A 14,650-nucleotide genomic window follows, 5' to 3' on the forward strand; every position below is an offset into this window, starting at 1 on the left:
CTCCTACGGGGGAGGTCTCTGTAGACCGTAGGGCGGATCTGCCATTCCCGTAGGGTGCGCCGAGCGCACCACCCGAGTTCCAAAAATTCTACCAGCCGCAGTTTCTGTCCCTGTTCTGTTCTTCCAGATAAACCATCAACGGCTGGAAATAGTCGATAATCGCCGAGGCATCCAGTTCCCGCTGGCCGGTCAGCGCTTCCATCGCATCGGGCCAGGGTTTGCTGGCGCCCATGGCGAGCATTTTGCGCAGCTTTTCACCGGCCGCATCGTTTTCATAGATAGAACAGCGGTGCAGCGGACCAGTCTCCCCGGCCGCTTCGCAGAGCGCGCGGTGGAACTGGAACTGCTGGATGCGCGCAAGGAAGTACCGCGCGTAAGGGGTATTGCCGGGGATATGGTACTTGGCGCCCGGGTCGAAATTGGCCTCGGTGCGCTCCACCGGCGCCTCGATGCCCTGGTACTCCTCGCGCAGCTCCCACCAGGCCTTGTTGTAATCTCCCGGCTGCACCTCGCCGTTGAACACCTGCCAGCGCCACTTGTCCACCAGCAGGCCAAAGGGCAGGAAGGCGATCTTGTCCAGAGCCTGCTGCATCAGGTAACCCAGGTCCTTGTCCTCGCTGGGCACCTCCTCCATCAGGTCGATCTGTTTCAGGTATTTCGGGGTGATGGACAGCGCAATGGTATCCCCTACCGCTTCGTGAAAACCGTCGTTGGCCCCCTCCTTGTACAGGAAAGGCTGGTCCTTGTAGATGCGCTGGTAGAAGTTGTGACCCAACTCGTGATGAATGGTGACGAGGTCCTCACCGGTTTTCTGGATGCACATCTTGATGCGCACATCGTCCTGGCCGTCCATATTCCACGCGCTGGCGTGGCACACGACATCGCGGTCCCGGGGTTTGGTGAACTGGGAGCGCTCCCAGAAAGTCTCCGGCAGCGGCTTGAAGCCGAGCGAGGTGAAGAACTGCTCGCCCACCTTGACCATGTCCTTTTCACTCATGCCGGAGTCCACCACCAACTGGGTCAGGTCGTAGGGCGCCTGCATGTCCTCGTCTTTCACCAGTTCGTAGACGTTGCCCCACTCCTGGGCCCACATGTTGCCCAGCAGATGTGCAGGTATCTTGCCCTGGGGCGGCACCACGTCGTCGCCGTAGTGCTCATTCAACTTGGCGCGCACATGGCAGTGCAGCGCCTCGTACAGCGGCTTGACCTTGTTCCACTGCGCGTCCATATCCTCGGCAAAGGCATCCGGGGGCATATCGTACTTGGAGCGCCACATCACGCTCAGGTTGTCGTAACCGAGTTCCTCGGCGCCGGCGTTACCGATCTCCACCTGGCGCTGGTACAGGGGCTTCATGGGCGGCGAGACCTCGCGCCAACCCACCCACAGCTCTTTCAGCAATTCCGGATCGCGGCTCTCGGCCATGATCCGCCCCATTTCGGTGAGACCGTAACACTTCTCCTCGCCGCCCTCTTCCTTGCAGTATTTGCCAGAGCCGTACATGCCCTGCAGCTTGGAGCCGATCTGCGCCAGTTCCGCGGTCAGTTCCGGGTCCCTGGGCGCGGGGAATACCAGCCCCTGCTTGAGCATGGTGAGCTGGCGGCGGGTCTCCGGGTCCAGATTCAGGTCGTCGAACCTGGCCGCTTCGGAGGCCAGTTCCACCGCCATTGCGGTGTAGCGCTCGTTAGCCAGGGATTCCACATATTGGGAATCCACATTGATATAGGTAGCAGCCAGCCAACTGGCGTGACTCGACTCCTCGGCCATCTTCTCCAGACGCGCCTGGGCATCGTCCAGGAAGGCCTTGGCGTCCTCAGCAGTCAAGTTGCCGGACTCAGCGGTACTGGTCACTTCCCTAGCGACCGCAGCTGTCTCATTGGGTTTCTGTTCCACCTGCCCGTTGTCGCAGGCTGCAAGTGCCGCGGCGACAGCCACGGCCAGGGCGATATTCTTCATGCTTCCCCCGTTCGTTGTTATCCGGAAAGCGTGGTTTATAACACAGACGGCGAAAAAGCGGGATGGAAGGCCGGGAAGAGGCAAAAGTAAGACAAAAATGTTCCGGAAGGAGGGAAAAACAGAGCAACAAACTCCTGCCGCTGTTCTCCGGTATCTGATTTTCGCGAGTAACGAGGGTCTAGCGGGGAAGGGAGCAGCGCCCGCCAAAGGCCGGCGCGCAGGAAAACTGGAGGCAGCCCAACCAGCACACCCTCGGCACATGATACCACTGCTACCGTTGCTCCCTTCCGGGCCTGGCGGGGTTCACAGCTGTTCATTGCGAGGGGACCGGAAGGGCCGCCATTGCAAGAGGGCGCGATTATAGAGACTCGAAGGCGCGAGTTCCAGCCCCGCTAAAAGGTTATACTCTGCGCGGCTAGAAGCCATGTCAAAAAACAGCGGTGTCGCCAGGCGCACGCGCAGCCGTTTTTTGGGATGGCCCTCTAGAGGCCACTTCCAAGCAAAGAGTTATTCATGCATCTGTTCGTCGACAATCTCACCAATATCGATTTCAGCTACCTGGATCACCAGCGCGGACTGGTGGGAGAAACCTGGCTGGCCAATGCGGCGCTGGACGGCGCCCTGGACAGCCAGGGCATGGTGTGCGATTTCGGGGTGGTGAAGAAGACCCTGCGCCACTGGCTGGACGATCAACTGGACCACCGGCTACTGGTACCCACCCGCTCGCCGCATCTCGAGCTGAAACAGGAAGACGGACAGATCGCCCTCGCCTGGCTCTTGGCCGACGGTGAACAGATCAACATCTCCGGCCCCGATCAGGCCTTTGCCCTGGTAAAGGCCGAGTCGATCGACGCGGAGAGCGTCGCCGCCTGGAGCGTGCGACAGCTGGCCTCCGCCTTTCCCACCAGCGTGGAGCGGTTGCGCCTGGAGTTCACCTGCGAGGAAATTCCCGATCCCTACTACCACTACAGCCACGGCCTGAAGAAACATGGGGGCAACTGCCAGCGCATCGCCCACGGCCACCGCTCACGCATCCAGATTTTCCTGGATGGCGAACGCAGCAGTGAGTGGGAGCACAAATGGGCGGAGCGCTGGCGCGATATCTATTTGGGTACCAGCGAGGATCTGCTGGCGCAGACGGAGCGGACACTGCAATTCGCCTACTGGGCGCGGCAGGGGCATTTTGCCCTGGGCATTCCCGCCGCGCGCTGCGAGCTGGTGAATTGCGACACCACGGTGGAACAGCTGGCACAGTATATTGCCGACACCATCGCCGCGGAGCAGCCGGGAAAGGAAGTCAGGGTGCGCGCCTACGAAGGGCTGGGCAAGGGCGCCATCGCCTCCGCCAAAGCGTAAACGAGTGTGAGCTGTTGAACCTGATCATCCTGGAACCAAGCGATTTCGTCGGCCCGGAACACGCGCGGCTGAGCGGCCGCCGACAGAAACATATCCTCGAGGTGCACAGGGCGAACCCCGGCGACACACTGCGGGTGGGGCTTCTGGATGGCGATATCGGCAGCGGCCTGGTCACTGTTCGGGAATCGGGCTTTATCGAACTGCAGGTGGAACTGCATCGCCCTCCCCCCCCCGCCCTGCCCCTCACCCTGGTCCTCGCCCTGCCGCGGCCCAAAATGCTGAAGCGCACCATAGAGCACGCCACTGCGCTGGGGGTAAAAAAACTCTACCTGATCAACGCCTACCGGGTGGAAAAATCCTATTGGCAGAGCCCCTGGCTGACAGAGGGAAAATTGCGCGAGCAGTGCCTGCTGGGTCTGGAACAGTCTGTGGATACGGGACTCCCGCAGATCGAATTGCGCAAGCGCTTCAAGCCCTTTGTGGAAGATGAGCTGCCGGAAATTGCCGCCAATTCATTAAAGCTGGTGGCCCATCCGGTCACGGATAACCCCTGCCCGGTGGACATCCGACAGAACGCCACCCTGGCAGTTGGCCCGGAGGGGGGCTTTATTCCCTACGAGGTGGAGAAGCTGCAGGAGATCGGCTTTGCCGCGGTGCATCTGGGTCCGCGTATTCTGCGTGTGGAAACGGCACTGCCGGTGCTGCTCAGCCGGCTGTATCCCGGACGTTAAGCGCTCTTACGATCAGCAGCCGGGGCGCTCACCAGAACTCCGGCACTCCTCACGAATAAAAAAAGCCGCGTAAAAACGCGGCTGGAAAATGGTGGCACCCGCCACCAAGCCTCACAGAGCGAGGCGCGGGGGGTAGTGCGCCTCATGGGGAGAAAAACAGCTCGATAACAATCGAAGCGCGTCGCCTTAAGCCGCCGCGCCTTCCGCGATCGCGGATTTCTGCAGCGCCAGCTTCGGGTCCACATACTCGTAACCCAGTACATCCGCCACTGCCTGATAGGTCACCATACCGGCGTGGACGTTCAGTCCTTCGAGCAGGTTGGCGTCGTCCAACAGCGCCTGCTTGGCGCCCTTGTTGGCCAGCGCCACCGCGAACGGCAGGGTGGCGTTGTTCAGGGCCATTGTGGAGGTGCGCGCGACACCGCCGGGCATATTGGCCACGCAGTAGTGCACCACGCCGTCCACCACATAGGTGGGCTCGGTGTGGGTAGTGGGCTTGGAAGTCTCGAAGCAGCCGCCCTGGTCGATGGCCACGTCTACAACCACCGCGCCTTTCTTCATACGGCTGATCATGTCGCGGGTCAGCAGCTTGGGCGCCGCAGCCCCCGGAATCAGCACCGCGCCGATTACCAGATCAGCCGCCAGCGCGTGTTTCTCGATAGCATCGCCGGTGGAGTACTCGGTGCGCACCGCGCCGCCGAAGATATCGTCCAGTTCGCGCAGGCGCGGCAGGGAACGGTCGAGAATGGTCACGTCCGCGCCCATCCCCAAGGCCATCTTGGCCGCGTTGGTGCCGACCACGCCGCCACCGATAATCAGTACCTTGGCCGGGGCCACGCCCGGCACACCGCCCAGCAGTACACCGAGGCCACCCTGGGCTTTCTCCAGGTGATGGGCGCCGCACTGCACGGACATACGGCCGGCCACTTCAGACATGGGCGCCAGCAGCGGCAGGCCGCCACGCTTGTCGGTCACGGTTTCGTAGGCGATGCAGGTAGCGCCGGATTTCACCAGCAGTTCGGTCTGCTTGGGGTCCGGAGCCAGGTGCAGGTAGGTGTACAGCAGTTGGCCGGGGCGCAGCATTTCGCACTCGTGGGGCTGGGGCTCTTTTACCTTGACGATCATGTCCGCACTGGCAAAGATCTCTTCCGGCGTATCCACGATACGGGCACCGGCCTGCTCGTACATTTCATCGGAGAAACCAATGGCAGCGCCGCCGTCCTTTTGCACAACCACCTCGTGACCGTTGGCGACCAGCTCCCGTACACTGGCCGGGGTGAGGCCGATGCGGTACTCGTGGTTCTTGATCTCTTTCGGGACACCAATCAACATTTTTTCGACTCCTCGTTTTCCGGCTGGCGCGCCGTTTCGATGACCGGCACATCACACCCTGCTTCTGTGATTTCGCCCAGTATAGACCCAGGATAAAAGTGTATTTCTGGCAGTTTTTGCATGACGCTAGTGGAATCCACTAGAATCCACCAGAAAATGACCGATTCTTGAACAACCGGAGAACCATCTGATGCGCAAGCGCGCCAGTGAACTGAGCACCATCGACCGCAATATCCTGCGGGTACTGCAAAAGAACGGCCGCACCAGCTACGCCGAACTGGCCCGCCAGGTGGGCCTGACCGCGACCCCTTGCGTAGAGAGAGTCAAAAGACTGGAAGCGGACGGTGTGATCCAGGGCTACACCGCGCTGATCAACCCGGAGTTTCTGGATGCAGCCCTGGTGGTCTTCGTACAGATACGCCTGAACCGCTCGGCCCAGGACGCCTTCGAGGAGTTCCGCAACGCTGTGGCGGCGCTGCCGGAGGTACAGGAGTGCTATCTGGTTTCAGGCAACTTCGACTACCTGATCAAGGCGCGGGTGGCGGATATGAATGCTTATCGCAAATTCTACGGAGAGACACTGCTCAGCCTGCCGGAAGTGCTGGAATGCACCAGCTATGTGGTGATGGAACAGGTGAAGGAGACGCTCGAAGTGCCGGTGCACTACAACAGATAATGCGGAATGATGAATGCGGAATGCGGAATACGCGATCTGATCCCGTGCCGTAGGAATGGCCTGTGGCCGCGATCTGACTTCAAGCCGGCAAGAGGGTCTATGGACGCGGCTGGCCGGCTTGAAGCGTGCACTTGGCTGGCTCGCGTATTCCGCATTCCGCATTAATATCTAATTCCCAGTCTGCGATAGATAAAAGCGATCACCCACGCCGGCCCAATCAGCAGAAATTGCAGATCCTTGAAAAACGAGGGCTTTTTACCCTCGATATGGTGGCCCACAAACTGCAGAATCCACATCAATACAAACAGGACCAGGGCAGTGACCCACACCGAAAACCCCAGCCGGTCCGCCACCGCCCAGCCCCACAGGCACACCACGCTCAAGGCCGCCATGCCCAGTGCCAACGGGAAGGACATCAACAGGTAGAAAAGTAAAGTGGGAATGAGCGCCACCACCGCCCAGTTCAACCAGGGAATGGCGGCCATAAAGGCGGGCTGGGGAATCGCCCACAGCAACCCGACCACAGTGGCGTAGATCACCGGCACGGCAATCCAATGAATAGCTTTGTTGGTGGGATTCTGGTGGCTCTCGCCATATTCGGAGAACCACTGTTCAGCACTGCGCATTGTCTCCTCCTGTCCATTATTATTATCAGGCTGATCATCTGTGACCAATCTTCAAGAATCAATGACCGAAAGCGCCATCAGGGCTCACCTTCGCACGTAAGCCTCCAGTTGCTGCCGGTACAGATCTGCCATTGTCTCGTCGAAACAACAAAAAATTATTTGCTGCGGCTCGCTATCCCGCTCCAGATGCTGCTGCACCTGCTCCACGGCGACCTCCACCGCTTGCGCCGGCGGATAGTCGTAGACGCCGCAGCTGATCGCGGGAAAAGCGATGGAGTGCATATTCTCGCGCCGGGCCATGGCGAGACACTGGCGGTAGCAACTGGCCAACAGTTCCGGCTCGCCGAAGCTGCCGCCCCGCCACACGGGCCCCACGGTGTGATAAATGCGTTTGACAGGAATGGCAAAGGCGGGCGTGGCGCGCACCTCCCCTACTGGACAGCCCCCGAGTTTGCGGCAGACCTCCAGCAATTCGGGACCCGCCGCCCGGTGGATAGCTCCGTCTACCCCACCACCACCGAGGAGCCGCTGGTTGGCGGCATTGACGATAACATCGACTTGTAATCGAGTGATATCACCGAGATGGACTTCGATCACTCAGTTTCTCCAACCCCTGCACACACTCGCAGAGGTTGGATGGCCCGGAAATTCAACCGGGCAGCCCCAGCACTCGACGGTGGCGCGATGCTACTTCTGCGGGACATTTTGTCACTGCGCTTACTATCACGATAGCAGCTGAAGAGAGAAGGAAGCCGGGTAAAAGCTCGTAGATATCGAAGATCCCACCGGAAAGCTGCTTCCAGACCACCACCGTCAAGCCGCCCACCAGCACACCGGCAATGGCTCCGGCACCGGTCATTCGCGACCAGAAGAGGCTGATCAGAGTCGCCGGGCCGAAGGCGGCGCCCAGGCCCGCCCAGGCATAGGCCACTACGTCCAACACTTTGGAATCCGGATCCATGGCCACCCACACCGAGATCAACGACAGGGCGATTACCGCCCAGCGGCCCACTTTCACCATCGCCTGGGGGCTGGTTTCCCGCCCAAACCACACGTGGTAGATATCCTCCGCAAGCGCCGCCGAGGACACCAGCAGTTGGGAGTCGGCGGTACTCATAATCGCTGACAGAATCGCCGCCAGCAGTATCCCCGCCACCAGCGGGTGGAACAGCGCCTCCACCAACGCCATAAAGATGCGTTCGCCGTCAGGCAGAGCCTGTTGCAGTTCCAGGTGGCCGAACAGGCCCACGGACAGGGCCCCGAGGAAGCCGAACAGGGACCAGACCGCGGCCACCGTCGCTGCCGCAGGCACATCGTCCGGGCTGCGCACCGCCATAAAGCGCGCCACGATATGCGGCTGCCCGAAATAGCCCAGGCCCCACGCCAAAGAACTCAAAATCGCCGCAATTCCCAACGTCTGGCCGGTATTGTCCTGCATCCAGTGCATCAACTCCGGCACTTTGTCGTGCAAATTGGCCCAACCGGCGGCAAAGCCACCTTCATTCTGGATAACCACTACCGGCACAATGACCAGCGCCAGGCTCATCAGCAGCCCCTGGAACACATCGGTCCAGGACACTGCGAGAAAACCACCGAACAGGGTGTAGGAGATCACCGCTCCCGCGCCGATCACCACCGCCCACCGATAATCCCAGTCGAATACCGTCTCGAACAGCTTGCCACCGGCGATCAGCCCGGAGGCCACATAGAACAGGAAAAACAGCAAAATAAAAAAGGCACAGAGGGTGCGCAGATAGGGGTGCCCCATATCAAACCGCCGATGCAGATAGGCGGGGACGGTGAGGGAGTCGTCGAGGGCGCTGGTATAGATTCGCAGACGCCGGGCCATGATGGTCCAGCTCAGGACAATACCAGAGAAGAGACCAATCGCGATCCACGCCGAGGACAGACCGGCGGTATAAGCGGCCCCCGGCAGCCCCATCAGCAACCAGCCGCTCATATCCGAGGCGCCGGCACTGAGCGCCGCCACCGCCGGCGGCAGCGAACGCCCACCGAGAAAATAGTCGCTCGCGTTCTTGGTGCGCAAGTAGGCGTAGATACCAATCACCAGGATCAGCGCCAGGTAAGCTACAAAGGTGAGCGCGACAAGCCATTGTCCGGACATAGAGACCCCTACTTATTGTGGATTGCGACACCTTGCTGAAAAACCCTTCAAGAACAGGCGTCGCGGCTGTTTTTTGTGTTTATTGCGCTCAAATCTACTAATTCGCTGGCACAAGCTCAATCGGCAAACTACATATTGGAGAAACATTCGGAAAATCTGACATCACTATGGGTATCTGTCTGGACGAGCTGCGCCTGATGGTGATTCGTCCCACCCTGAAGCATCTGAGGGCTTGGTCTGCGGGAATGGAAAACCTGCTGCTGGGCACCGCGGCCCGCGAGTCACAACTGGGCTTCCACCTCAAACAAGGCCGCCGCCACGGACTGGGTATCTACCAGATCCAGCCCCACACCCACCGCCATATCTGGGACCACTACCTGATCGATCATCCGGCCCTGGCCTCCAAGGTGCGCGGTCTGGCCAGTCAGCGGGACTTCCTGCACCACCCCCACAGCGAACTGGCCACCAACCTGCGCTACGCCACCGCCATCGCCTGGCTGATCTACCACTCCGCGGGCGTCGACGACGTTGAGGAAAACGATGTGACCGCCATGGCACGGCTGTGGCACCAGTACTTCCACCACGGCCCCGTGGCAACGGAACAGGATTTCCGGCAGAGCTACGCCCAACTGGTAAAAAAGGGGAAGAGGGGGGTTACAGATTCAACGCATCAATATAGCGCGGTTCATCCACCTCCTCATCCGGCACCCAGGAGTGAATCTGCCGCTCGAGCGGGTAATCGCCCTTCCCGCCAGCCGCTGGCATAGAGCGGTCCAGCTCCAGGCTCTCGAAATCGTACAGGTCCCGATCCGCCAGCTGCGACGGCGATACCCGGGTGAGTGCTGAGAAGATGTTTTCAGTGCGGCCGGGAGACTTCCTGTCCCACTCCCTCAGCATCTGCTTGATCGCCTGCCGCTGCAGATTTTCCTGGCTTCCGCACAGATTGCAGGGAATGATCGGAAACGCCTTGTACCCGGCGAAGCGCTCCAGATCCTCTTCGCGGCAGTAGGCCAGCGGGCGAATCACAATGTTGCGCCCATCGTCCGCGCGCAGCTTCGGCGGCATGGCCTTGAGTCGTCCCCCGTAAAACATATTCAGGAACAGCGTCTCGACGATATCGTCCTTGTGGTGCCCCAGCGCCACCTTGGTCGCGCCGATCTCCTCGGCAAAACCGTACAGAGTGCCACGGCGCAGGCGCGAGCAAAGGCCGCAGGTGGTCTTGCCCTCCGGCACCACCTCTTTCACCACCGAGTAGGTGTCTTTCTCCACGATGTGATAAGGCACACCCAGGGACTGCAAATACTCCGGCAGCACATGCTCGGGAAAACCCGGCTGTTTCTGGTCCATATTCACCGCCACCAGTTCGAACCGCACCGGCGCCGTCTTCTGCAGGTTGAGCAGAATATCCAGCATCGCGTAGGAATCCTTTCCGCCGGAAAGGCACACCATGATCCTGTCGCCCTCCTCGATCATATTGAAGTCGGCGATGGCGCGGCCCACATTGCGGCGCAGGCGCTTTTGCAGCTTGTTGAATTCGAGCCGCTCGCGGCGGTTTTCCAGGTCGCTCATGGGTGCTTGATTCTCTTAATACAGTTTGCCGGGAGGCCGGGCTTCGATTTCATATCCTGGGTTCGGGACTCGGGAAAGAATACCGAACTCCGACGCGAAGGCCCCTGATGTCGGGGGCTTTTTGCGGGACTGTCTGCGAGAGGGACCTCGCGGACAAGCCTACAGGGATGTATTCACGGCGTGTCCCGCAAAAAGCCCCCGGCAGCAGGGCCGCCCCTGAGCCTACTTACATGCACTAGGCACGCACTAGGCATGCACTGGGTCGGCGATTGTACGCATTTCGATCAGGGGCTGCACGCCTCCACCGGCGATTCGCCCAGCAGCGCCTGCACGCAGGGCCAGACATGATCCAACAGGGCCGCCTGGGCCTTCGCAGTGGGGTGAATGCCGTCCGCCTGCATAGCCCCTTCCTGCAGGGCCACCGGCTCCAGGAAGAAAGGTATCAATGGCACCGATTCCGCTTCGGCTACTCGGGGATAAACCGCGGCAAAGGCCTCGGTATAGGCCCGGCCGTAGTTCGGCGGCATGCGCATGCCCAGGATCAATACCTCGGCGTCGGCCTCCCTCGCCAGGCGCACCATCCTCTGGAGATTCTGCTGCAGCGCGCGGGGCGCATAACCGCGCAGGCCGTCGTTGCCGCCCAGCTCCACTATCAGCCAACGCGGCTCGTGTTCCCGCAGCAGCCGCGGCAGCCGCGCCAATCCACCGGAGGAAGTCTCCCCGCTGATACTCGCGTTCACCACCTCGACCGGGCTGTCTCCATCCTTCAGCCGATCGCGCAACAGCTGCACCCATCCCTGGGCCTCATCGAGGCCGTAGGCGGCACTGATGCTGTCCCCCAGCACCAGCAGCGTATCGGCACCGCGCGCCTGCGCCAACGGGACCGACAGCAACAATAGCGGGACAAAAGCCCTTACCAGTCCCCGGAAAAAATCTGTCCTCATGTCATACTCTCCACTGCCTTACGCGTATATCCAAGGAAGCTCTATGTCCACCAAGCTCACGGCTGCGTCCACCAAGCTCACGGCTCTATCCGCAATGCTCAGGGCCGAAAGCCTGCACCATCATGTAGCCACCGGCGAGGGTTCGCTGACCCTATTAAATAATATTTCCCTGCAACTCGCCCGCGGTGAATCCCTGGCGATCACCGGCGCCTCCGGCTCCGGCAAATCCACCCTGCTGGGCCTGCTGGCCGGGCTCGACAGGCCCAGCGAAGGCCGCATCTGGCTCGCCGGCGAGGAAATCACCGCGATGGACGAAGAACAGCGCGCCGCCCTGCGCGCCCGCTGCGTGGGCTTCGTATTTCAGACCTTTCAATTGCTGCCGGGACTCACCGCGCGGGAAAACGTCATGCTGCCCAGCGAACTGCGCGGCGAACGCAGCGCCGCCAAACGCGCAGGGGAATTCCTCGCCCGCGTGGGCCTGGAGCACCGGCTGCACCACTACCCGCGGCAACTTTCCGGCGGTGAGCAGCAGCGCGTGGCCATCGCCCGTGCATTCGCCAGCTTCTCCGGCGACGACGGCATACTCTTCGCCGACGAGCCCACCGGCAGCCTGGATGCCGGCAATGGCGAGAAGGTTATCGAATTGCTGTTCAAACTCAACGCCGAATCCAACACCACTCTGGTATTGGTCACCCACGAGCAGCGGCTGGCGGAGCGCTGCGGGTCGCACCTGCGCATGGCTGCCGGCGAGATAACGGCCGGAGAACCCGACAGTGGCAGCCTGTCGGAGGTATCCATCTGATGCCCGCGCTCAAGCACTCCCTGTTGGCGCTCCGGCTGCTGGCGAGAGACTGGCGCGGTGGCGAACTGGCGCTGATCGCCACCGCCCTGGTGCTGGCGGTGAGCTGCGTGACCGCCATCGCACACTTCACCGACCGTCTGACCCGCGCCATGCATATCCAGTCCCAGACCTTCCTCGCCGCCGAGCGACTGGTGAACAGCAGCCAGCCAGTGGACGGCGCCTGGCTGGACAAGGCGCGCGAGTTCGGATTGCAGCAGGCGGAAACGGTGCAGTTCGCCTCCATGCTCGCCGCCGGCGACGAGTTCCAGTTCGCCGCGGTCAAGGCGGTAAGCGACGGCTACCCGCTGGTGGGCCACCTGGAAATGCGGGCCCGCGAGAGCGGCCCCAGCCGCGTGGTACAGGGCGGGCCGCCCCCCGGAGAAGTCTGGCTGGAACCGCGGCTGCTGCCGCTGCTGAAGCTGGAAATCGGCGACAGCCTGCAACTGGGAGACACCCAACTGACCGTCAGCGGCCTGCTGGACCACGAGCCGGACCGCAGCGACAACCTCTTCTCCATGGGCGCGCGGCTGCTGATGAACCTGGACGACCTGCCCGCCGCCAATATCCTGCAACCGGGCAGCCGGGTGCGCTACCGCTACCTGTTTGCCGGCGACGATCAGGCTCTGGAGCAGTACTTTACCTGGCTGGAGCCACTGCTGACCGAGCACCAGCGGGTGATCGACCTGCGCGAGGGCCAGCCGCGGGTGGCCTCGGCGCTGGACCGCGCGGAGCGCTTCCTGTACCTGGCCGGCAGCCTCGCGGTGCTGCTTGCCAGCGTCGCCGTGGGCCTCGCGGCGCGCCGCTACAGCCTGCGCCACACCGCCTATGTGGCGGTGATGAAAAGCCTGGGCGCCGGCCGCGGCAAAGTGCTGGGAATCTACCTGGGGCAGTTGGCGGCGCTGACTCTGATCGCCACGCTCCTGGGCCTGCTGATCGGCAGCCTGGTACAGTCCCAGGCAGTGTCGCTGATGGCGGACTTCTTCCCGGTGGAGCCGCCCCCCAGCCACTGGTCGCCGCTGATCGTCGGCCTGGCCACCGGTTTTGCCTGTGCCCTGGGCTTCGCCCTGCCACCGCTGTTCCGCCTCGCGCGCACCGACCCCATGCAGACGCTGCGGCGGGACTGGAGCAATCCGGATCGGCGCGAATGGCTGGGCCTGGTGCTCGGCCCCACCAGCATGCTGCTGCTGATCTGGTGGCTGTCCGGCAGCCTGGCGATCACCGCGGCGCTGTTCGCCGGCATGGCACTGCTGGTGGGCGGCAGCGCGCTGGCCAACCAGTTGCTGATACGCGGCAGGCTGGCGACCCTCGGCGGCAGCTGGCGCATCGCCCTCGGCAGCCTGCAGAGGCGCGCGGCCTTCAACACCCTGCTGATCGCCGCCTTCGGCACTGGCCTGCTGGCCATGCTCGCCCTGGTGTTCGCGCGCACCGCGCTGATCGACGAGTGGCGCATGCAGTTGCCCGAGAAGGCGCCCAACCACTTCCTGATCAATATCGCCCCCACAGAGGTAGACGGCCTGCAAGCCATGCTCGCGGACAACCAGGTCACCAGCACCGAGTTCTACCCGATGGTGCGCGGGCGCCTCACCGCCATCAACGGCGAACCCACCAAGGACCGCAGGGAGCAGGACAACGCCCTGCGCCGGGAACTCAACCTGAGCTGGACCGGCACCCTGGCGCCGGACAACCGCATCCTCGAAGGCGAATGGTGGGACGAGGCTGACGAGGACGTCTCCCAAGAGGGAAGCGAGCAAGGGGTCAGCGTGGAAGTGGAACTGGCCGCGCGCCTGGGCCTGGCCCTGGGCGACCGGCTGCGTTTTTCCATCGGCGGCCTGGAAATCGAGGCTCCGGTGGCCAGCTTCCGCTCCCTGGACTGGAACAGCATGCGGCCCAATTTCTATATGCTGTTCGCCCCCGGCGCCCTGGAGGACTTTCCCGCGACCTATATCACCAGCTTCTATTTGCCGCCGGAACGGAAACTGCTGGTCAACGACCTGGTGCGCAATTTCCCCAGCGTCAGCGTGATCGAGCTGGACAAGATCATCCAGCGCATCCGCGACACCATCGACCAGGTCTCCCTGGCCATCGAGTCGGTGATGGTGCTGATGCTGGTGGCCGGGGTACTGGTACTGGTGGCCGGTGTGCGCGCCAGCATCGCCGAGCGTTTGCAGGAGGCGGCAATTATCCGCACACTGGGCGGCCGCCGCCGCCTGCTGCTGCACAGCCTGATGCTGGAATTCGGCCTGCTGGGCATCGCCGCCGGTTTGCTCGCCGCCGCCGGCGCGGAAGCGACCCTCGCGGTGTTGTCACAAAGAGTGTTCGACCTGCCGTTTGTCGTCCACCCGATGCTGTGGCTGTTGGGCCCATTGGCAGGCGCACTGCTGGTGGGCACCGCCGGCACCCTGGCCTGCCGCAGCTCGGTGAGCGAGCCGCCGCTGAAAGTTTTGCGCGAGTTGGCCTAAAAATTTTGGGATCGTCATTCCCGCGCACGCGGGAATC

13 protein-coding genes and 1 other RNA gene are annotated in these 14,650 nt (G+C 62.1%); 6 read left to right on the top strand and 8 right to left on the bottom strand.

Features of this window, described 5'->3' with window-relative positions:
* Nucleotides 1–88: 88 nt before the first annotated feature.
* The gene (locus tag PP263_RS09510; protein ID WP_308368187.1) at nt 89–1,954 is read right to left on the bottom strand and encodes a M2 family metallopeptidase; all 1,866 of its coding nucleotides are present in this window, start codon (nt 1,952–1,954) and stop codon (nt 89–91) included.
* Between the two features lie 236 nt (nt 1,955–2,190).
* An RNA gene (ffs, locus tag PP263_RS09515) (signal recognition particle sRNA small type) lies at nt 2,191–2,287 on the bottom strand.
* 180 nt (nt 2,288–2,467) lie between these two features.
* On the opposite strand from ffs, the gene PP263_RS09520 reads away from it, so the two are divergent.
* Together PP263_RS09520 and PP263_RS09525 are read left to right on the top strand one after the other, a co-directional pair.
* Nucleotides 2,468–3,310, top strand: a complete 843-nt coding sequence (locus PP263_RS09520) for a 6-carboxytetrahydropterin synthase (RefSeq protein ID WP_308368188.1) — start codon at nt 2,468–2,470, stop codon at nt 3,308–3,310.
* Between the two features lie 14 nt (nt 3,311–3,324).
* A complete protein-coding gene (locus PP263_RS09525; RefSeq protein ID WP_308368190.1) occupies nt 3,325–4,041 on the top strand; it encodes a 16S rRNA (uracil(1498)-N(3))-methyltransferase in 717 nt (238 codons plus the stop codon).
* Between the two features lie 186 nt (nt 4,042–4,227).
* Here the strand turns inward: PP263_RS09525 and ald are convergent, their stop codons facing one another.
* Nucleotides 4,228–5,373 (bottom strand): alanine dehydrogenase, encoded by a 1,146-nt coding sequence (gene ald, locus PP263_RS09530; protein ID WP_308368191.1) that lies wholly within the window; start codon nt 5,371–5,373, stop codon nt 4,228–4,230.
* A gap of 190 nt (nt 5,374–5,563) precedes the next feature.
* On the opposite strand from ald, the gene PP263_RS09535 reads away from it, so the two are divergent.
* Entirely contained in the window at nt 5,564–6,049 is a 486-nt protein-coding gene (locus tag PP263_RS09535; RefSeq protein ID WP_308368192.1) for an Lrp/AsnC ligand binding domain-containing protein, read from the top strand.
* Between the two features lie 161 nt (nt 6,050–6,210).
* Here the strand turns inward: PP263_RS09535 and PP263_RS09540 are convergent, their stop codons facing one another.
* The 3 genes from PP263_RS09540 to putP all read right to left on the bottom strand — a co-directional run bounded on the left by PP263_RS09540 (nt 6,211) and on the right by putP (nt 8,800).
* Nucleotides 6,211–6,675 (bottom strand): Mpo1-like protein, encoded by a 465-nt coding sequence (locus tag PP263_RS09540; protein WP_308368193.1) that lies wholly within the window; start codon nt 6,673–6,675, stop codon nt 6,211–6,213.
* An 84-nt stretch (nt 6,676–6,759) separates the two neighbouring features.
* Nucleotides 6,760–7,272: an O-acetyl-ADP-ribose deacetylase gene (locus PP263_RS09545; RefSeq protein ID WP_308368194.1), complete on the bottom strand. Its 513-nt coding sequence runs from the start codon at nt 7,270–7,272 to the stop codon at nt 6,760–6,762.
* A 52-nt stretch (nt 7,273–7,324) separates the two neighbouring features.
* Nucleotides 7,325–8,800, bottom strand: a complete 1,476-nt coding sequence (gene putP / locus PP263_RS09550) for a sodium/proline symporter PutP (protein WP_308368195.1) — start codon at nt 8,798–8,800, stop codon at nt 7,325–7,327.
* A gap of 167 nt (nt 8,801–8,967) precedes the next feature.
* Here putP and PP263_RS09555 point away from each other — a divergent pair, with 167 nt between their 5' ends.
* Nucleotides 8,968–9,567, top strand: a complete 600-nt coding sequence (locus PP263_RS09555) for a hypothetical protein (protein ID WP_308368196.1) — start codon at nt 8,968–8,970, stop codon at nt 9,565–9,567.
* Here PP263_RS09555 and ttcA read toward each other — a convergent pair.
* Complete coding sequence (gene ttcA / locus PP263_RS09560) at nt 9,455–10,369, bottom strand: tRNA 2-thiocytidine(32) synthetase TtcA (RefSeq protein ID WP_308368197.1); 915 nt, start codon at nt 10,367–10,369, stop codon at nt 9,455–9,457. The two genes, PP263_RS09555 and ttcA, sit on opposite strands and share 113 nt — an antisense overlap.
* A 284-nt stretch (nt 10,370–10,653) precedes the next feature.
* Nucleotides 10,654–11,313: an arylesterase gene (locus PP263_RS09565; protein ID WP_308368198.1), complete on the bottom strand. Its 660-nt coding sequence runs from the start codon at nt 11,311–11,313 to the stop codon at nt 10,654–10,656.
* A 43-nt stretch (nt 11,314–11,356) separates the two neighbouring features.
* Between PP263_RS09565 and PP263_RS09570 the strand changes: the two genes are divergently transcribed.
* Nucleotides 11,357–12,115 (top strand): ABC transporter ATP-binding protein, encoded by a 759-nt coding sequence (locus PP263_RS09570; protein ID WP_308368199.1) that lies wholly within the window; start codon nt 11,357–11,359, stop codon nt 12,113–12,115.
* Nucleotides 12,115–14,613: an FtsX-like permease family protein gene (locus PP263_RS09575; protein ID WP_308368200.1), complete on the top strand. Its 2,499-nt coding sequence runs from the start codon at nt 12,115–12,117 to the stop codon at nt 14,611–14,613. Before PP263_RS09570 ends, PP263_RS09575 begins: the two co-directional genes overlap by 1 nt.
* Nucleotides 14,614–14,650: the final 37 nt, after the last annotated feature.

The sequence above is a fragment of the Microbulbifer sp. TB1203 genome (assembly GCF_030997045.1).
GTDB lineage: Bacteria > Pseudomonadota > Gammaproteobacteria > Pseudomonadales > Cellvibrionaceae > Microbulbifer.